The organism is Nannocystis bainbridge, assembly GCF_028368995.1.
GTDB classification, from domain to species: domain Bacteria; phylum Myxococcota_A; class Polyangia; order Nannocystales; family Nannocystaceae; genus Nannocystis; species Nannocystis bainbridge.
The window spans coordinates 1,826,006-1,845,037 of the sequence record NZ_JAQNDL010000003.1 but is presented as its reverse complement, the minus strand read 5'-3'; the positions used below and the strand labels follow the sequence as shown (position 1 = coordinate 1,845,037).

The 19,032-nt window shown below is 69.4% G+C and carries 16 protein-coding genes and 1 pseudogene; 4 read left to right on the top strand and 13 right to left on the bottom strand.

Going from position 1 to position 19,032, the window contains the following annotated elements:
* Positions 1-3: 3 nt before the first annotated feature.
* The 4 genes and pseudogenes from POL25_RS32555 to POL25_RS32535 form a co-directional block, all read right to left on the bottom strand.
* A complete protein-coding gene (locus tag POL25_RS32555; RefSeq protein WP_272090188.1) occupies positions 4-189 on the bottom strand; it encodes a hypothetical protein in 186 nt (61 codons plus the stop codon).
* A gap of 234 nt (positions 190-423) precedes the next feature.
* Entirely contained in the window at positions 424-1,896 is a 1,473-nt protein-coding gene (locus tag POL25_RS45165; RefSeq protein ID WP_308477907.1) for a M36 family metallopeptidase, read from the bottom strand.
* Between the two features lie 244 nt (positions 1,897-2,140).
* Positions 2,141-2,402, bottom strand: a pseudogene (locus tag POL25_RS45045) (cytochrome P450); the annotation flags it as partial.
* Between the two features lie 429 nt (positions 2,403-2,831).
* Positions 2,832-3,212 carry a hypothetical protein gene (locus tag POL25_RS32535; protein ID WP_272090186.1) on the bottom strand — a complete coding sequence of 127 codons (381 nt, stop codon included), beginning with the start codon at positions 3,210-3,212 and terminating at the stop codon, positions 2,832-2,834.
* 461 nt (positions 3,213-3,673) lie between these two features.
* Here POL25_RS32535 and POL25_RS32530 point away from each other — a divergent pair, with 461 nt between their 5' ends.
* The gene (locus POL25_RS32530) at positions 3,674-4,054 is read left to right on the top strand and encodes a tyrosine-type recombinase/integrase (protein WP_272090185.1); all 381 of its coding nucleotides are present in this window, start codon (positions 3,674-3,676) and stop codon (positions 4,052-4,054) included.
* Positions 4,055-4,398: 344 nt separating this feature from the next.
* Here the strand turns inward: POL25_RS32530 and POL25_RS32525 are convergent, their stop codons facing one another.
* The 6 genes from POL25_RS32525 to POL25_RS32500 all read right to left on the bottom strand — a co-directional run bounded on the left by POL25_RS32525 (position 4,399) and on the right by POL25_RS32500 (position 10,057).
* Positions 4,399-5,574, bottom strand: a complete 1,176-nt coding sequence (locus tag POL25_RS32525) for a PAS domain S-box protein (protein WP_272090184.1) — start codon at positions 5,572-5,574, stop codon at positions 4,399-4,401.
* Between the two features lie 597 nt (positions 5,575-6,171).
* Positions 6,172-6,453 carry a ParE family toxin-like protein gene (locus POL25_RS32520; RefSeq protein WP_272090183.1) on the bottom strand — a complete coding sequence of 94 codons (282 nt, stop codon included), beginning with the start codon at positions 6,451-6,453 and terminating at the stop codon, positions 6,172-6,174.
* On the bottom strand, positions 6,450-7,022 hold the full coding sequence (locus POL25_RS32515; protein WP_272090182.1) for a deoxynucleotide monophosphate kinase family protein: 573 nt from the start codon (positions 7,020-7,022) through the stop codon (positions 6,450-6,452). The genes POL25_RS32520 and POL25_RS32515 overlap by 4 nt, the downstream gene beginning before the upstream one ends.
* Positions 7,016-7,849: a viperin family antiviral radical SAM protein gene (locus POL25_RS32510; RefSeq protein WP_272090181.1), complete on the bottom strand. Its 834-nt coding sequence runs from the start codon at positions 7,847-7,849 to the stop codon at positions 7,016-7,018. The genes POL25_RS32515 and POL25_RS32510 overlap by 7 nt, the downstream gene beginning before the upstream one ends.
* Positions 7,850-7,967: 118 nt before the next feature.
* Positions 7,968-8,507, bottom strand: coding sequence for an RNA polymerase sigma factor (locus POL25_RS32505; protein WP_272090180.1), 540 nt, complete (start codon positions 8,505-8,507; stop codon positions 7,968-7,970).
* A 98-nt stretch (positions 8,508-8,605) separates the two neighbouring features.
* A complete protein-coding gene (locus POL25_RS32500) occupies positions 8,606-10,057 on the bottom strand; it encodes a serine/threonine-protein kinase (protein WP_272090179.1) in 1,452 nt (483 codons plus the stop codon).
* A 748-nt stretch (positions 10,058-10,805) separates the two neighbouring features.
* Here POL25_RS32500 and POL25_RS32495 point away from each other — a divergent pair.
* Complete coding sequence (locus POL25_RS32495) at positions 10,806-12,266, top strand: LuxR C-terminal-related transcriptional regulator (protein WP_272090178.1); 1,461 nt, start codon at positions 10,806-10,808, stop codon at positions 12,264-12,266.
* Positions 12,267-12,335: 69 nt separating this feature from the next.
* Positions 12,336-13,907 (top strand): discoidin domain-containing protein, encoded by a 1,572-nt coding sequence (locus POL25_RS32490; protein WP_272090177.1) that lies wholly within the window; start codon positions 12,336-12,338, stop codon positions 13,905-13,907.
* Between the two features lie 181 nt (positions 13,908-14,088).
* Here POL25_RS32490 and POL25_RS32485 read toward each other — a convergent pair whose 3' ends face one another.
* Complete coding sequence (locus tag POL25_RS32485; RefSeq protein WP_272090176.1) at positions 14,089-14,676, bottom strand: hypothetical protein; 588 nt, start codon at positions 14,674-14,676, stop codon at positions 14,089-14,091.
* 150 nt (positions 14,677-14,826) lie between these two features.
* Here POL25_RS32485 and POL25_RS32480 point away from each other — a divergent pair, with 150 nt between their 5' ends.
* Complete coding sequence (locus tag POL25_RS32480; RefSeq protein WP_272090175.1) at positions 14,827-17,781, top strand: serine/threonine-protein kinase; 2,955 nt, start codon at positions 14,827-14,829, stop codon at positions 17,779-17,781.
* Here the strand turns inward: POL25_RS32480 and POL25_RS32475 are convergent.
* Together POL25_RS32475 and POL25_RS32470 are read right to left on the bottom strand one after the other, a co-directional pair.
* Positions 17,706-18,503 carry a hypothetical protein gene (locus POL25_RS32475; protein WP_272090174.1) on the bottom strand — a complete coding sequence of 266 codons (798 nt, stop codon included), beginning with the start codon at positions 18,501-18,503 and terminating at the stop codon, positions 17,706-17,708. The two genes, POL25_RS32480 and POL25_RS32475, sit on opposite strands and share 76 nt — an antisense overlap.
* A gap of 109 nt (positions 18,504-18,612) precedes the next feature.
* Entirely contained in the window at positions 18,613-19,005 is a 393-nt protein-coding gene (locus POL25_RS32470; RefSeq protein WP_272090173.1) for a hypothetical protein, read from the bottom strand.
* Positions 19,006-19,032: the final 27 nt, after the last annotated feature.

Here is a 19,032-nt window from a genome sequence, read left to right as displayed (position 1 = left end):
GCCTCAGCCGAAGTCGCAGCAGCTCGCCATCTTGTCGAAGATGGCGCCGCCGTCCATGCACACGCCGTCCGACGGGCACTGGCCGACGTCGACGTCGTCCAGGAGGCAGACGCAGAGGTCGGCGTTGCACTCGATGCCCTGCGTCGGCTCCTCGGGGCCCGAGCGTAGCCGCGACGGCCTCGCGGGCACAACCGGGCCCGCGCGCGGCGAAGTGAGCTTTCGAGCGGCGCGCATCGAGGCGATACGGACCGCCACGTCGTCGTCGTCTCACCGGGGAGCTGTACTGCCGCCTCTCGCGCGCGAGCAGGCTTGCTTCGATCTCGGCAGGGTCGGGCCAGCGTCATCGTCCGGGGGGCCGCGTCTTGCACCCGAGCGCCAGCATGTCGCGAAGGACATGCGTTTTAGAACATGTTTATATAAACATTACCTTTTGGGCATGTTGTAAATCAGGGCCCGACGTAGCGGGCGCGCGGGCGCAGGAGGAAGCCGGCGGCGCGTTGCTCGAAGGCGTGGGCCAGCCAGCCGGCGGCGCGGCCGACGGCGAAGATGGCGACGGTGGTGCGCGGGGGCAGGCCGAGCGCGGCGCCGAGGGCGACCAGGCCGACGTCGAAGTTCGGGTGCTCGCGGCCGGCGTCGCGCATGGCGTCGACGATCGCCTGGATCGCGCGGACCCGCGGGCTGCGCGGCGCGTGTTCGGCGGCCGCGGCCAGCAGGGCGGCGGCGCGCGGGTCCCCGTCGGGATAGAGCGGGCTCGCGCGCCCACACCGCCGGCTCGGCCCCTCGCACCCGCCGGGTGGTCAGTCGCACGCGCAGCGCCGCCCGCGTCGGCTCGGTGATGCTGGGGTCCAGCGTGACGGTGATCGTATGCGCGCTCGTCTGCTGCGGCGCGAGCTCGGGCAGGGTGACGACGGGGCCGTCGGGGAACACCAGGCCCGGCGGCGGATCGACGATCTCGACCGTCGCTCCGGCGGCGATCTTCACGGCGCCGCTGTTGTAGACCTCGAACGCGACGCGACCGGTCTCCTCGTCGTCGAGGATGCCGTCCTCGTCGCACCGCACGGCCTCGAACCCGAGGTCGTCGGTGTGGAGCTCCTGCAGCGCGACATAGCTGTCCCATAGCATCTCCCCCCCCACCTGGCCCGCGTTGTGCTGCTGGCTGTTGGCCAGGCCGTTCGGGCTGAACAGCGGGCCCGCGGGCAGCTGCACGTCGTCGCCGATGTGGCGGAACGTCAGCGGGTTGACGGCGAAGTCGGTCGAATAGACGTACTGGCGCCCGTTCCAGAACTGGACCGGGTCGATCGAGCCCCACGCCGCGTAGTTGAGGGTGCCGTGGAGGTCGTCGCCCTCGCGGATGCTCATCAGCATGGCGTTGAAGTCGCCCCACCCCTCGCCCATCACGAGGTAGCTCGGACCGCCCGCGTCGCCGAGGCGGTTGTTAATATAGTGACTGAACTCGTGCGCGATCATCTGGGAATCGAAGGCCGCGTCACGGGTTGGGCCCGCCTTCGCCGCCATGTGCACGGTGAGCTCGGGACCCGCGAGGGCGGCCTTGAGCGCGTCGCCGTCGGCGAGGGTGAGGCCGAGATTCGGGATGTTCGGGTTCAGGGCCGTGAGGTCGTCGAGCGGCACGATCGGCTCGTCGGCCGCGACGACGTCGGCGATCAGCACCCCGACCGCGCCCTTGCCGAAGGGGCGATTGGCCTGAATCTCGAAGACGCACGCGCCCCGGTCGACGAGGATGATCTTGCCCTCCAGGTCGTCGATCGGCGCCTCGCAGCAGTCGTTGGGGAGCGGGCCGGCGCCGTCGTCGCAGAGCACCAGCGGCGCGGTGACGTCGAAGTTCGCGGGCCCGAACTCGGAGATCTGTCCGTCGAGCGCCAGCCCCAGCGGCTCCACCGACAGGTCGCTGAGCGCGCTGAGAGGGGCATGAGCGGTGCCGCCGGCTGCTCGCCAAGTCGTTCACGGCCCGGCGGGTCTCCGCGATGCAGCCGCAAATCGAGGCGATGGCCGAGCAGCTCGTCGACGACATGGTGCGGCAGGGCCCGCCCTGCGAGCAGCTCGCAGATCACCCACACCGGCAAGGGGAAGCCGAGCGCGGCCAGCAGGTCGGACAGCGACGTGGGCTCCCCGCCCTCGAACTCGCTGTCGAACACGCCGCCCCCCTCCTCGGTGATCCGGGCCGCGCCCTCCTTGCCGCCGAGCTGCCGCGTGAAGCGCGGGTCGGACATCATCTGCCGCACGTCGCCGTAGCGGGTGAGCAGCACCGCGCTGTCCCCGCTGGGCAGGCGCACGTGCGCGATGGGGCAACTCTGGCGCAGCTTGGCCCACTCCTCGGGCGGCTCCAGCGGGCCATGGGCGCGAAGGGGATAGTCCAGGACTTGTTCGCTGTTCTCGGTGCTCATCGGGATCTCCGTTGCCAAATCTGGTGCCTGGCAACTCGCGCGTGAGCACGAACCGACGAGCCGGGCTTTCTGTCAGACGGACCGGGGTTCTTGGCGAACGAGCCGGCGAAATGCGTGATCGCCCCGCCCCGAGCGCGCCGTGCGTGGTCGCCACGATGGCGACCACGCCACTCGCTACGGGAGTCCCCAAAGCTCGCATAGGTACTGCTACGCGGCCTTCTTCACGGGGTGCTTGGGTCGCTTCCGAGCCGTCTCCAAAACGGTCAGTCCGGGGACCGATCACGGCGCTCGCCGAGAAGTTCCACATGACCCTGACGAGCCGGGTCCGAGTCGGCGCAGGAGTGTAAGGGGGCATGTCCCGTCCACCTTCCCCTAACCATACGCTTCACCTCCACTTCCCCACGGTGCCGTCTCGCCGCGGCGGATTTCTCAACCTCTTCCCTCTGGCTTGGACACGGCTAAGAACTCGAACGCACCATAGAAGATCATTCTCATCGCTACGTGCTCGTCGATGTCGTGCAGTTGATAGGCGAAGATCTCCAGATGCGGGCCACGCCATTCGTAGCCTGGATGATTTCTCCGCTGGAGCTCACTGAGAGCGCCCATGATTCTCGCGGTGTACTCCGCTTCTGGCGCGGGTGAAAGATCGTCGAGTATGAAACGAGGGCAGGAGACCACGCATCTACCAGGCCAGCGCTTCTTGCGTGCCTGCTCGTGGAAGTAGATCGCACGGGCAGTAAACTCCACAACACGCCGGATCGTGTCCGCCTCTGGTTTTATCGTCACCATCGGTCCTGCCGGCGTATCCACAAGCTGGGCGCTCTCGATGAGTGCCTTCCGAAGTCGCGGCTGCTGGTGAATTCGGCCGGACGATCCGAAGAGGCTCCCCGACGGGCGAAAAGGGAGGCATGACCCGTCCGCTGCAAGAGGGCCTTGCGCTCGCGATCACCGTCGGCCTCGATGCTGGCCAAGCCCTGCTTGAGTTTGTCGGTGGATAGCGATCACACTTGCCCTGCTCTCTTCTATCTTCCATCCGCCACGTTCCAGCCCCGATGGCGGTTAGCGGTTCTGCTATGCCTGCGCCTCTACCTCGAATTTCTCGCGCAGCGCATCGTTACCCCAGCCCTCGCCCTTGAGTTTCACGATCTCAGCCACCCTGTCCGCTGCCGAGGCCGCCCACAAGATTCGAACCCCGCCGCTTCCGCCCTTCTTCGTCGTCTTGATCCCGACGAATAATCCGAGCTTTCGCCATTCCCGAATGGCGCGCTGAGATGGTCATCCGCCACAATGTCGTCCGGGGCAAGCTCGATGCCCCGAAGGGCAGGACTGAGGACAACATCGGCATCACGAAGCGCCTGGCCCAAGCTCTCGAGACGCACCCGCGGACGGGCCCCTTCGTCTTCGACAACAAGGGGAGTCATTTCAAGGAGCACAACATGAATGCGTGGATGATGGCCCTGGTGAAGCTGGCCGGTCTGCCCTGGCGCGGCACCCGTGTCCTCCGCAAGACCTGCGGCACCCGGATCGCCGATGGTGGTGGCGGCGTAGCGGCCGTCGCCACCCACCTCCGGCACAAGGACCTCGGGACCGCGAGCCGGTACATCGACCGCCGCGGCGCTACCTCGCGTGCGCTTAAGGCGCTTGAGAGCTAGTGGAGGCGCAATATCGCTCTCCGCTAAATCGTTGAAATGAACTAATAATTCTAGATAAACTTCACTGCTTCGAGCAGTAGGAGCAGTTAGATCGGCGCTTCCGGGCACGCACGAGTGCTCGGGAGCGCGTCTCCCCGGCGGCTCCAAAGCGTGGATCGCAATGGAGCTGCCGGGGCGACGATCGACCTCGTGCTCGTGGTCTGATGATTCTCGTGGCGAGGTGGCTGGCGTCACCACCCTCGACGATCGGGGCAAGCGGTGCGTGTTTCACGAGCACCCGTATCCAGGAATTGATGAGGTGCTCCTGAGGTGACTTCTGTGCTTGTCGCGCACGAACGACGCGATCAGAAGGGCTTGGGCTTGCCCGAGCTCACTTCATTCTTCAGCGCCGACGCGATCGCGCTCTGGAGGGTCCCCTTGGTAATGATGCTACCCAGGTCGAGCCCGAGACCGACGAGCGTCTGCGCCAGGGAGGGTCGGATTCCGGTAAGGATCGTCTTTGTACCGAGCAGTTGCAGCGCCTTGGCGGTGTCGAGCAGCGCGCGCGCGACGAGGGTGTCGAGGTCGCGCAGGCCCGTCACATCGAGGATGACCACCTGAGCGTGGGTCGACTGGACGCCTTCGAGCGCGACGGTCATCACCTGGTGGATTCGGTCGGTGTCCATCTGGCCCACGAGCGGCATGACCACGATCCGCTCGGTGATCGGGATGAACGGCGTCGACATCGCCTCCATCGTGTCGCGGAGCCGTGCGAGCGTGCGCTCGAACTCGCCGAGCAGCTCCTTGTACGGGGTGACGTCATGGGCCGTGCCGTAGACGAGCCGGGTCGCTTCGTCCTCGTTCGGATCCAGGTAGGCGGTCCAGGCGAGCCACTTGTATGTGCCGTCCTTGCACTGATAGCGGTTGTCGAAGCGAATCGTCATCTTGCCCTCGAACAGGGCTGCGGCCTCGGCGGCGGTCGCCTCGCGGTCGTCGGGGTGGACGAACTCGATGAACGGCTTGGCGGTCATCTCGTCGGGGCTCCAGCCGAGGAGCCGGCCCCACGCCGGGTTGGCGTGGAGGAAGTACCCGTTCGAGTTCAGGGTGACGAGGAGGCCCACCGAGACCCGGAACAGCTTCTCGTAGACCTTGGCGTCCTGCAGCGTGGGATCGAGCTGCGACGGCCGCTCGCGGTCGCTCGTCACGTCGATCGCCGACGCATAAATGAGCTGCTCCGACGGCTCGTCGCCGGTGTCCACCCGCGCGGTCCAGGCGAGCCACCTGTACGAGCCGTCCTTGCACAGGTAGCGGTTGTCGAACCGCTCGACCGTGTCGCCCTGGAGGAGGCGGGCCACCTCGGCGAGGGTGATCTCGCGGTCGCTCGGATGGACGAACTCGATGAACGGCCTGCTCTTCAGCTCGTCGAGGGACCAGCCGAGGATCCGCTCCCATGTCGGGTTCAGGGCGCGGAAGTGGCCGTTCGTGTCCACGGCGGCCAGAAGCCCCGCGGAGGCCTGGAACATCTTCTCGTGACTCAGCACCTGGTCCTCCCTTGCGCGGGCGTGACTGCGAGCTCTCGCTGCGGGGGCGCCTGGCGACGAATCCCCGAACTCATATTCGGCAGAGCCTCCCACGCCATGAGGCAGGTGCGTCCAGCGCCCGCATCATAGCAACGTCGGCCCTCCGATCATCGGAGTCACTTGTCCACCAGACGCGACTGTATGTCAAGAGAACCCGACGCGGCTCTGCCGTCGTGCCATGTATGTGTTCGCCGCCGATCGGAACCCCCGTCGGCCCTGCGATGACACGAGCGGGTACGCTCCCGAGCGCGGACGATGAGTGCGCCGGTGTTCGCTGGGCGCACTCGGCGATTGAGCTGGCACATTATTCCACGGGCCGTCCCTGCGAATCGGGAAGGTCCATCAAACGCTATATTGAATGTGCCGATCCAGGGATGAAAGCAGGCATGGCCTCGACGAACGACGGCTGCGTGCTCAACAAGCGGCCGATCAACCTGGCGCCTGAGGACGCGGTGCACCAGTATGCCCATTTCAGCTCGTGCGGGATCGATGTCGGCGGCCCGCCGGGATATCCTTGCTTGACGAGGAGCAGGCGGTCCGGCATCGAGTCGCTAGCGATCAGGAGTGGCGGCGGGCGCCGGGTTTCGTGCCGTTGTAGGCGGAGTGAGACATGCAGGCGATCGGACGCAGGCGGGCGCCGTCGTCGAGGAAGATAAGCCGGTAGTGCCGGCCGAGCGGGACGCTGATGCGGGTCCGGTCGTGGCGTAGGCGCTTGCCATGGAAGCGGACGTAGGGCTCGCCCGCTGCGATTCGGTGCAGGATATCGCGGGCTCGCTGCACCATGCCGCGGTGCGGTAGGCTGGCGAGCGAGATGGGGTCCGTGTCGGCAAGGCGGGTCACGTGAGCTCCTCGGCGGCGAGGGCCGACGCGATGGTACGGTGGAGGTGACCGAGGTCGCCGTCGTTGCGGATGCAGCGGTCGAACTGGTCGTCGGCGAGCTCGGCGAGGGCGCGTTCGGTGGGGTGCTCGCCGGCGCGGCCGGGTGCGCCGGCGCCGGGCCGGAGGACCCGCCAGACGCGGGCGCCCCGGGCCCGCGCGGCCTGCAGCTCGGGCAGCGTGCGCAGGTCGGTACAGATGACGCTGTGACCGCCGGCGAGGGCGGTGCGCACGGCGTCGCACCACAGCCGGATCCAGATCTCGGGGTCGAGGCCGCGGCACATGTCGCCGAACAGCTGGTAGAGCTCACGCGGGGTCCGGCCGAGGCGGGCGTGCGGGGTGTTGCGCTGCTCGCCCCACAACTGATCCTCGCTGAGGTCGAACAGCTGTTGGACGTGGCGCTTGAGCGGATCGGCGATGGCGACGCGGTGAAAGCCGTGGGCGCGCTCGAGGTGGTCGCCGACGGTATCCTTGCCGGCACCGGACAGGCCGCAAAGGCACAGGTAGAGCGGGTTTCGGGTCGCGCTTACCATGAGTATACCCCCCCGCGACGGATGAGGCGATGTGGCATGAAACGTGACTCCTGGAGGGCGGTCGCTACGCCGACGTCGAGGATTGGGCGGCTGTAGGTGTGGTGGCCGGCGACGTTGCTGAAGAAGCGGCCGAGCGGGTCGATCATCGCGTAGCTGCCGGTCATGGCCGCGTTGTCCTCGACGACGGGAGCGAGCCGCGCGGGCAGGTCGGTATGGCGCGCGACGAAGCTGGCGAACTGGGCGGGAGAGATCAGAAGAGAATCGACCTTGTTGTCGTTCTGGCCGCCGACGGGCAGGACCTGGAACACCTTCCAGCGATGCGGCCGGAGGTCGCGGATCAGCGGGCGCATATCCTCCTGCCAGGTGCGCGCGGTGACGACGGTGTTGAGCTTGAGCTTGATGCCGGCGTCGTGGACGGCGAGGGCGAGCCGGCGGCTGGTGGCCACGTGGTCGCCGCGGCCGCGGCCGAGGCTGGCCTGGACCCCCTCGACGGCGGAGTCGATCGAGAGGCCGACCCAGTCGATGTCGTCGCTGTGAGAGTCCAATAATGCGGCGAGGCGGGCGCCATTTGTGATGATGGCGGTGACGAAGCCGAGGTCGCGGGCGGCGTGCAGGAGCTCGCCGAGGCCGCGGTAGAGGGTCGGCTCGCCGCCGGCGAAGTTGATCTTCTCGCACCCGGCTTCACGCAGACGACGCAGCAGACGGTGCTGCGCCGCGATATCCAGAGAGCCCTCGATGTCGGTGAAAGTCGCGAAGCAGAACTGACAGTGGTAGTTGCATGGTTTGTACAGGTGATAGTTGACGCTGATCGGTCCCTCGATGGGCATGGCGGGGCGGCTCCTTTTCATGGCTGTGCCAGCGCTCGTCCGACAGGAGCGTCGGACGGAGCGATGTGATGGTGGTTGTTGCTATGGAGGGGGGCCGCGCACGTGCGGCCCAGGCTGACTAGCTGGCGCGGTAGGCGTCAGCGACGGCGTCGGCGGGGTCACCGGGCACGATGCCACGCAGCGACGTGCGCAGCTCCTCGGTGCCAGCCTCGATGTAGCGCTTGACGGTGGCGAGGCCGCGCTCCATCACCTCGGCGATCTCGGTCAGCTCGAGGCCCACGCACAGGCGCAGCTCGACGGCCTCCTGCTGGGCGAGGGGGAGCGAGCGCAGGGCGTTGAGGATGCGGTTGCGCTTGTCGAGGCGGGCGCTGAATGAGGTCTGCGGGCTCATCACGCTGTGCACATCGCTGTCGAAAGCGACCATCTTGGCCTTGTGCTCGTTGATGTAAGCGATGAGCACGTTGTGGGCCACGCGCATGACGTACGCTTTCATGTTCCGGACGGCCGCGAGGTCGCAATTCACGAGCTCGGCGAGGGTCTGCTGGACGAGGTCGTAGCAGTCGGGCTCGGGGACCTTGCTACGGAAGTAGCTCTTGAGCCGGGCCCAATGGTCGCGGGCGACGCGGGCGTGCAGAGTCATGGTCGAGGTGGTGGTCATCGGCTTCGCTTGCCTTCCTGTCCGCCATAGTGGGAAAACCGGCGGCGAACGGCTCACGGATCGCAAAAAAAGCCGAATGAACGCTGTCCGCGAGGGTTTCAGCCGTCGCGCGGAGCGCACGGGGACACGAAGCACTCGGTGTGCTTGCGGGTGGTTTCGACCGCGATCTTCCAGGCACCGTCGACCTTGCGCATCACGATCGCCTTGCCGTGGCGGACCCGGCCGCGGCCGCTCTCGTAGTCGAACTGGCCGCGCTCGCAGAAGGTCACGGTGCCGGCGCCGTCGGTCGAGATGAGCTCGAGGTCGGACTCGCTGACCTCGATGTAGCCGGCGAGCTTCTTACGACGAGCGCGGACGTAGGCTCCGGCGACGCTGTAGAAGCAGTCCATCGGCGAGAGGAAACCGGAGAAGTAGGCGTCCGCGTCGTGGCGGTTATAGGCGCGGATGGTGGCGAGGTAGGCGAGGAAGGCCTCGCGCGCGACGGCGGGGACCGGGGCGGAGGTGGGGACAGGAGCGGGCGGGTCGATGCTGGCAACGGTGGTGGTGGGCGGACGTGCGGGCTCGGGGTCGGCGCTCGCGGGGCTCGCCTGCCAGATCACTACGAGCACGGCGACCGTCGCGGCGGCGCTCCACACCAGCCAGGTGATGCGGCGGGCCTGGGCCCGTCGGAGGGCGTCGAGCAGAGCGGCGAGGTCGCGGTGCCGCTTGCCGGCGCTGTGGCTGAGGGCGCGGCGCAACGGGGCCGCCAGCCGGCGGGGCAGCAGCTCGGCGCCGTGGAAGTCGGGGCTGTCGGCGAGGCGCCATTCGCCGCGGTGGGGATCGTAGGGGAGGCGACCGGTCAGGGCCTCCCACAGAGCGACGGCGAACGAGAACTGATCGCTATTCTCGTCGGCGAGGCCGCTACGGGCCTCGGGAGCCATGTACTCGAGGGTGCCCGTAATCGTTCCGAATTGGGTATGGCCGGGGCCGGCAGGCGCGCTAGGGCTGGCGGATGCTGCCCGGGCGAGGCCGAAATCGACGACGCGCGGGACACCGTGGGCGTCGACCATGATGTTCTCGGGCTTGATGTCGCGGTGCACGGTGGCGGCCGCATGGGCGGCGGCGAGGCCGTCACCGGCGGCGAGGAACAGGGCGACAATCTCTCGCGGGCGCCGCTCCGCACGCTGCAGCCACACGCGTGCGTTGGCGCCCTCGACGAACTCCATGGCGAGCAGCAGGCAGGACACGGAGTGCTCTCCGAGCAGGAACTCGGCCTGACCGGCGTCGTACACGCCGATGATGTTGGGGTGGCGCAGGCGAGCCAGCGCCTTGGCTTCGGCCTCGACTTCGCGGATGAGAGCCGGGTCGGCAGGGTACAGCTTGACGGCGACGTCGCGGTCGAGCCGGACGTCGCGGCCTTTGCAGACGAGGCCGCGCGCGCCCTTGCCCACGATCTTCTGGACCTCGTACCGATCAGTGAGCAGCAGCGGCGGAGCGAGGCCCGCTTGGGCCATGTGCAGGTGCGGGCCGAGGAGGTTCTCGAGCTCGACGACGCTCAAAGGTTGTGACATGCGCGGGTCATCCTCGCGCAGTATCACCCGAGGGGGTTTGTGGGCGCAACCATCCGGGCGGCGTTCGTTCCATCTCTCGGGATGCTCGCCATCTGCGGCCCATAACAATGTTTAGTGCCCTGATTGTTATCGAGGTCCTCGGAGCCTCGATCTGGAAGCGGCTGTCGGTGGCCGCACTTCGGCCCGGATTCAAGGAGAGATGCGGCGCCAGGCCGACCTTGCGACAGCCCTCGACGAGGGTGTGCGTGTCGTAATCCATGTCGGCGGCGACGGTGTCGGCTTCGCGTTGGATCGGTGCGCTCGTTCATCATGGATGCCGCTTCGAGGGGCCCGCGGAACAGGATCTTGAAGTCGAGCCGCTCGCATAGCATCCGGTCACTTCCACCGAGTATCACTGTCAGATGCGTGCACCGTGATGCATGATCTCCTCCGGACGCGCGGGCTCACCCCTGTCTTGGAGCGCTGGTGAAGGCGCTCAAGTTCCGCGCGACGGTGACCATCGCCTCGACCGTGGAGGCGCGGCCCAGATTCGCTCGCAGGAGCTCGCCGGGCCGCGCGTGGGCGAGCCTGGCGAAACGGCGCGCGCCTCGTCACGGCGACCGCGCGGCCGGTTTCCTCGCCGCGGCGGGCCGCGATACATTGACGGCATGTTCGCGCTCGGTGGCGAGAGCTGGAGGTCGTGTGCGTCGCTCGCAGGCAGGGGCGAGGGCGCGGCGGCGAGGGCCTCGGTGCCGGACTGCTGTGAGTCGTGAACTCGCGGAGCGACAGGACGGGGGCCGGCCCGGAGCGCTCGCAGAGCCTCGACGTGGTGCTGTCGCCGCGGCAGCGCGAGGTGCTGCAGTTGGTCGCGCGCGGGCTCACCAACCCCGAGATCGGTCAGGTCCTCGGGATCTCGGGCGAGACGGTCCGCACGCACGTGGCCGCGGTGCTGGCCCGGCTCGAGGTCAGCAATCGCACCGAGGCAGCGACGGTCTATCTCGAGTGGAGCGCGACGACCGAGCGGATCGCTCGCGTCTTGCTGCGGCCGGCGATCGCGGTGCTGCCGCTCGTGGCCCTCGACGCCGATCCACGCGCCGCCGACATCGCCGCCGGCATCAGCCACGACCTCGTGGTCCTGTTCTCTCGCTGGTGCTGGTTCCCGGTGATCGCCAGCGCCTCGACTCGAGGCAGTCGCGCGCTCGCCTGCGACGCCCAGGCGCTGGGGGAGCGGCTCGGGGCGCGGTTCCTCGTCGACGCCAAGCTGCGCTCGGCGGGCGCCGTCTGGCGCATCACGGCCTGCGTCGCCGATACTGCGAACGGTCACTGCCTGTGGGCCGAAACCTATGATTTCCCGCGCGACGCGCTGTTCGAGGTGCAGGACGAGATCTGTCAGCGCATCGTCGCCGCGGCGTACCCGCTGCTGATCGCCAGCGTGCACGCCGGTCTCGCGCCCGACTCGCAGCCGGTCGGCCTGCCGGCGTGGGAGCTGGCGCACCGCGCCTTTTCGCTGCACGCGGCCCGCGAGCGGGCGGCCAACGCCCGCGCCCAGGGCGAATTCGCGGCTGCGCTGGCGCGCGAGCCGACGCTGGTGCTGGCGCACTACGGGCTCGGGCTCGCCGCCTATGACGCGATCTTGAATCAATGGGGTCCGGAGTCGCCGGCGCTCGACCGGCTCGCGGCGTGCGCCGAGCGGTGCATCGAATTGTCGCCGCACATGGCCGAGGGCCACTACCTCGTCGGTCGCTATCAGCAGGCGCGCGGCCAGCACGACCTCGCGGTGGTCTCGCTGCAGCGAGCGATCGGTCACAACCCCAGCTTCGCGTCGGCGCAGGCGCTGCTCGGGCAGGTGCTGCTCATCACCGGGCAGGTCGACGAGGGGCTGCTGCGCATGCGTCAGGCCTGTCGGCTCGGGCCGGGGGCCTTCGTCGCCGGGCTCGCGGCGGCTCAATTCGTGCGCGGCGAGTACCGCGAGGCGCTGGCGGCCGCGGAGCAGGCGGTGGCGATCAAGCCGCGCTATCCGTTCGCGCTCGTGCTGGCGATCGCCGCCGCCTGGTGGATGGACGAGCACGAGCGCGCCGCCGACCACGGCCGCGCGCTGCTGACGATCGCGCCGGCGTTCTCGCCCTCGCAGTTTCTCCGCACCTTCGGCCCCGACGACGCGGTCGCGCGCATCGCCCGGGCGCTGGCGGACGTGGCCGCGCGTCGTGGATCCGCGCGCGGGACCGGGTGAGACCTACGCCGATCGAGGGATAGGCGCCCGCGACGACTGCTCCTAGCTTGACGGCCGCGAGGAGCAACCATGGCCATTTGTTTCATCGAGAATGTCGTCAACGATCACCCGACCGGGACCTTGACGTTTCAATTGCATGACTTCGATCAGCGCCCCAAGGACAAGGCGACCGGCCACGAGGTGCAGCGCGACACGTCGATCGTGATCCCGCGCGGCGAGGAGCGCGAATACCAGGACCTGATGATCCCGTGGGACAACGCCCGCGACCAGCACCTCCTGGTGATCGCCGAGTTCAACGGCAAGCGCATCGAGCATCGATTCAAGATCTACGCCCGGCCCGAGACGGCGTGGGACTACGTGCATCACTTCAACGCCGGGGGCGAGCTGGTCGCATGGGTCGAGGCCGGGACGCAGGGCAACGCGCAGGGCATCAACTGGTCGGGCTGGGAGCTGTGGCTCGATTCGCGGGGCAAGGTGGCGCTGCGGCGCAAATGGCGGCAGGGGCTGAGCCACAAGGACGCGGTGTTGCTCGGCCTCGGCATCGCCGGCGGCGTCGTGGTCCTGAGCGGCGTCGTCCTGGCGGGGATCGGGGGAATCGCAGGAGTCGTGGCCGGGGCGGCGACCGGGTCCCTGGCCGCGGGCGCGACGGTCGCCGGCGGGGTGGTCGCGCTGGTCGGCGCGGGCGCGGGCCTGGTGAGCATGGGTCTCTCGACGTTCACGACCTTCTGGTCGGTGCTGGCACCGAGCGATCCGGCGGCCGTCCAGCTCGACACGAACGCGGGCAAGCCGACGCTCATCGATGTCGCCGCCGGCAAGCCCGCCTACGGCTCGTCGCAGTACAGCGCCGACTACCCGCCGCAGCGGGCCAACGACGGCGGCTCGGCCGCCTCCGGCGGGTGGTCGCCGACCGGCGAGGACAGGCGGCCGTTCTGGCAGGTCGACCTCGGCCAGCCCACCTCGCTCAACGCGATCCAGTTGGTCTCGCGGCAGGACGGCGATCAGCCCGAGACGCGCCGGAACTTCCAGATCTGGGCCTCGAACAACCCCGACATGAGCCACGGCCACGTGGTCCTCGGCGGCCTCGACGGCGAGGCAGGGCCGAACAAGGGCATCTTCAACCTGCAGGTGCTCGACCCGACGCCCTATCGCTATATCCGGGCGGTCAAGACCGTCGACGAGTACTTCTTCATCGCCAAGCTGCACGCGTACGCCCGGCCGACCGACCTCGCTGCGGGCAAGCCGGCGGTCGCGTCGTCGGTGTACAGCCCGGAGTACACGGCGAACAAGGCCAACGACGGCGGCCCGATCGCGTCCGGCGGCTGGTCGCCCGTGGGCGGCGACAACGCGAGCTTCTGGCAAGTCGACCTCGGCGAAGCCCGCGCCCTGGGCCGCATCGACCTGGTCACGCGCCAGGACGGCGACCAGCCGGAGACGCGGCAAAATTTCGCGATCCTGGCCTCGAACAACCCCGACATGAGCCACGGTCACGTGGTCCTGGCGGTCCAGGGGCCGCGGCCGCGGCCGTTCCGCGACGTGTTCATGGCCGAGATCGACGACCCGACGCCCTACCGCTATATCGCGGTGGTCAAGACGCGGCCGGAGTACTTCTTCATCGCCAAGCTGTGCGTGTACGGCCGTTGATACGCGGCAGTCTCTTGAGACATGTCCTCATGGACATGTAATGCCGGCCTCCGCGCCCGCGCAGGTCGGCCCCGGCTCCCGGTCGCGGCGATGATTGTCGCCAGGGGATGACTCTGGCCACCGGTCGCATTCGTACGCGTCCGGCCACGGCCGAGATCGTCTTGCTCGGGCAGCGGCGCGCTCACGGGAGCTTGTGGCGGCCGCTCTGCTTCACGGCGAAGGTCGCCTGCAGGGCGCCGGTGCCGTCGTACTCGTACTCGAACGAATAGACCCAATTCAGGGTACGCGAGATCGCGGTCGCCGGCCCGCCGGGCGGTCCCTGCTTGACGAGGAGCAAGCGGTCCGACATCGCCGCGGCGCTCCGATCGAGCGGCGCTCCTGGTCGCGGCGCATCGTCGTCGGAGCCCTCGAGGGCATAGCAGCCGGGCACCCGATCGGTCGGTGTGGCGAGCTCTCGGTCGTGCGCGGCATGGCAGGCGAATCGGACCATGAGCGGCTCGCCGCCGAGTTCGCGCACGTAGGCGCGGCACAGCGAGCGGGCATGCAGGGACCGCTCGAAGGTGAGTGGGTCGCAAGGCACCACCGGATGGCTGTACCCGGCCCAGCGCCCGAACAGGTACACCTCGCAGGGCTCGCCCTCGAGGCGCCAGAGGATGCGGTAGTCGTCCAGGTGGTCGCGCGACCGATCTCGCTTCCAGCGTTGCGGCACGGGTCGGCCGCTGAGCCGCGCGCCCAGGTCGCGCATCAGTTCGAGGAACGAACGGGGCATGGAGAGCGGGGTCGTCGCGCAGCGGCGGCGGGCGCCGGGGCCCGGTTCGACCTTATCACGCGGTGTCGCTCGCCGGCGTGGCTGTGCGCAGATCCGAACGAGGGCTGACTCGCGGGTCGCGCTCGTGATGAAATGACATACTCGGGGCCGATGCCCGGCGAAGCGAGCGCGGCGGAGCTGGTTAGTCGAGTGATGACGGACGCGGATCAAGAGCCGGCCGGGCTGATGCTGCCTGACAGCGTCGACGCCGAGCTGGTGCGGGCGCGGCTGCTGACCGCGATGTTCGGGCAGCAGGCCGGGGCGCCGCGCTTCGGTCGCTTCGAGCTGCGCGAGCGGATCGGCGAGGGCGGCATGGGTGTCGTCTATCGCGGGTTCGATCCGCAGCTCGAGCGCACTGTCGCCGTCAAGCTCATCGACACCCGCGACGTGCCTGCGAGTCAGCGCGAGCGGGCGCTGCGAGAGGCGCGGAGCCTGGCCCGGCTCGCGCATCCCAACATCATCACGGTGTTCGAGGCCGGATTGACGGACGCGCGGGTGTGGATCGCCATGGAGTACGTGCCTGGCACGACGATGCGCGACTATCTCACGCGCACGCCGCGGCCCACGTCGACGGCGATCTTGAAGCACTGGATCGCGGTGGGGCGCGGGCTGGTCGCGGTGCACGCGGCCGGGCTGGTGCACCGCGACGTCAAGCCCAGCAACGTGCTGATCGGGGACGACGGTCGGGCGCGGCTGATCGACTTCGGGCTGGTGCACACGCTGCACGGCGATTCGGACGCGTCCACTCTCACGCAGGAGAGCAGCGCGAGCGGCGAGGCGACGCCGCGCAGCGCCGGGTTCGTGGGCACGCGGGCCTACGCCGCGCCCGAGCAGCTCGCGGGGCGCGAGGTCGACGCGGCGGCCGATCAGTACGCGCTGTGCGTGGCGATCTGGGAGTCACTCGCCGGGAGGCGGCCGGCGGTGGGCGAGCGGGCGACGATCGAGGGGGTGTCGCCGCGGCTCAGCCGCGCCCTGTCGCGCGGGCTCGCGGCCGATCCGCGGGGGCGCTTCAGATCGCTCGGTGATTTCCTGGCCGAGCTCGAGGCCGTCGTCGACGGGCCGCGGCGCCGGCTCGGTCTGGCGCTGGGCGGAGCGACTCTGGGGGCGCTGGTGGCCGGGGCCGCGGCGTCGCAGTGGGTCGCGCCCGAACCTCCGCCGGCGTGCGCGGCCGACCCGGAGGCGCTCGTGGGCACCTGGGACGATGCGCGCCGCAATGCGCTGCGCGGGCGTTTTTTAGAAGAGAGCTCGCTGGCCTTTGCGCAGACCACGGTGTCGACATTGATCACGGGCTTCGACGGGTGGGCGCGTGAATGGCAGGAGGCGCGGCGGGCCGCGTGCGTGGCGACGCGTATCGAGGGGGTGCAATCCGACACGGCGCTGGACCTGCGCAATGCGTGTCTCGAGCGCAAGCGCCGGCGCGTGCAGGTGGTGATCGACACCTTGCTGGCCGCGGGCGGCGACGAGCCGCTGGCCGGGCGGGCGCCCGCATTGTTGGCGAGCTTGCCAGCGCTGAGCGACTGCGACGATCCGGAGCGGCTGGCGCAGATCGAGCCGATGCCGGCGGACGAGCCGGGGCGCGAGGCGGTCCTGCGCGGCTACGACGTGCTGGCGCGGGCCGGCGCGCTGGCGGCCGCCGGGGCGCTCGCGCGGGCGCAGGCGAGCGTCGATGATTTTGCGGCCGAGGCTGTTGGTGCGAGATATGGGCCGCTGCGGCTCGAGCTCGAGGCATTCCCGGCGCGGCTCGATCTGCTGCGCGAGCAGACCACGCGCGGGGTCCCGCAGCTCGTCGCGGTCGCGCGCGAGGCGGAGGCTGGGCGGCTCGACGAGCTCGCGGCGACGCTGCGGGTCGAGGCGGCCGAGGCGGCGAGCGGGCGCTGGTCCAGGCCCGAGCTCGAGCAGTGGCTCATCGACGAGGCCGACGCGGCGCTGCGGCGGCTCGGTCGCCCGGCGGACGCGCGGGGCCTGGCGCTGCGCGTGGCCGGGGCGCGGCAGCTGGCGCAGGCCGGGCGCTTCGCGGAGGCGCTGGCGGTGCACGAGCAGGTCCGCGAGGCGGCGCGGCGGCTCGGCGACGACGCGCGCGTCGAGTCGCAGGGGCTGAACATCGCCGGGATGCTGGCCCAGCTCGGCCGCCAGGACGAGGCGCGGGCGGTGCTGGAAGCGGGCCTCGGGGCCGCGCGGGGCCGCTGGGGCGAGGATTCGCCGGCGGCCGGCGATCACCTGTTCGACCTCGCGCTGCTCGCCATCGACACCGGCGACCTCGCAAGCGCGCGCGCGCATCTCGACGCGGCCGGGGCCATCGCGCGCGCGGCCTTCGGCGCCGACTCGCTGAGCCTTTCGCGGATCGAGTTCGTGCGGGTCCGGCTCGACATGCTCGCGGGCGCGTTCGCGGCCGGCCTCGCGCGGCTCGACGCCGTGCTCGCCGTCCACGTGCGCGCGCTGGGGCCGGCGCACGAGCTGCTCGCCGAGCTGCACGAGGCGCGCGGCGTGCTGTGCTTCTTCACCCGCGACCTCGCGGCCTCGATCGCGGCGTATCGGGCGGCGCTGCAGATCCGCGAGCGCGTGCTCGGGCCGACGCACGCGCTGGTGGCTCGCCTCCACAGCAACCTCGGTGAATCAGAGCTCGCGCTGGGTCGCATGAACGAGGCGCGCATCAGCTTCGAGCGCGCGCTGGTGATCTACCAGTCGACGGTGGCGGTCGACGATCCGAGCCTGGCGCTGCCGCTCAAGGGCCGCGGTCAGGTCGCGCTGGCCGAGGGGCTGCCCCGGCAGGCGATCGGCGATCTCGAGCGCGCGCTGGCGCTGCAGCTGGCGAGCGGCGCGGAGCCGCTGGAGACCGCCGATCTGAAGTTCTCGCTGGCACGCGCGCTGGCGGCGGCCGAGGGGCGTCGTTCACCGCGGGCGCGACAGCTGGCCCGCGAGGCGCGCACGGACTACGCGGCCCGCGAGATGCGCGAGCCGGTGGCGCAGATCGACGCGTGGCAGGCGATGGATCAGCCGCCCTTGCGCTTGATCGTGAAGACCGGATCGGGGAGCGAGAGCGGCGGGATCGACTCGCCGTCGAGGTAGTTGCCGGTGATGTGAATCACCGAGCTGGCGCCGGTGGCCAGCTGCAGCGGCACGCGGATGGTGATCGAGACGAGCACGGTCTCGGACCACCGCCGTGTATCGTCCTGGACGACGTCGACGATGAACGGTCGACCGGTGGCGTTGCGGATGGTCAGATCGAGGGTGGTGGTGGCGCTGTCGACCTCTATTCCGCAGGAGGTCTGGCTCGGGGCCGCCCGGGTCGAGAGCGACGCCAGCAGCGGCATCCACGAGCTGTCGGCGAAAGCATAGGACTGCCAGACGAAGCCGTCGACCTCGGGCCAGGGACCCAACGCGAGCTCGTAGGCGACGGTGCTGCCGTCGAACACGTAGTCGTAGGATTCGTCGGTGACGCTGGACCGCGCGACGCCGCCGGGCAGCGGCGACTTGTTGGAGTCCTGCTCGGTGTTGCCGGGGTCGTAGCGGCCGAACTCCGCGTAGCGATGGTAACCGTCGTAGGTGCGCTCGCAGTACACCTGATAGGCGCGGTCCCCGTCGGCCAGACCGACGCCGATCCACCCCCAGGAGTCGGTGTGCGGGGGATTGAAGCCGGCGATGTGCACGCCGCTGGCGCCCGCGGGGATCTTGACGAAGGTCGACCCCGGCGGACAATTCAGCGTGACTTCGGAGCCGGCAGGCGTGACCTCGAACGCGTAGAGGTCGACGGGGGAATTGTTGGTGAGGGTGATCTTGTAATCCGTCACGGCTCAGCCTCCGGTCACAGGTATCGTACTGCGCAGCTCCGGGTCCGGGACGCGCGAGGGCGGCGAGCGAGGTGAGGCGGCACACCTCGCTCGCGCGCCTCGCCAGGGCTCAGGATTGCAGCTCGAACTTCAGGATGTTCTGGTTGCTGTCACCGGCTTCGGTGAAGGCGATGTAGTTGGCGGAGATCTTGGAGATCGGGCCGTACAGCTTGCGCCGCGGCTCGTCCTTGAGCGAGATCGAGCCGTCGCTGTTGAAGATGACGGGGTTGCGCCAGCCGCCCTTGAGGCCCCAGCCGGCATAGTCCCGCTCGGCGAGGCCGAGGTAGCGATCGTTCGGCGTGGTCTCCTTCTCGAGGTAGAGGTCCGCGCCCTCCGACGACCACACGAAAGTGGCCGCGCCGTCGGCGTCGGTCAACGTGAGGTAGTTGTCGTGGGTGCCCAGATAGCCCACGAAATCGCCGGTCATGAGGTTGTAGCACTTCATCTTCTTGTAGGTCGTCATGGTGTGGTTCTCCGTGATTCGCAGCCG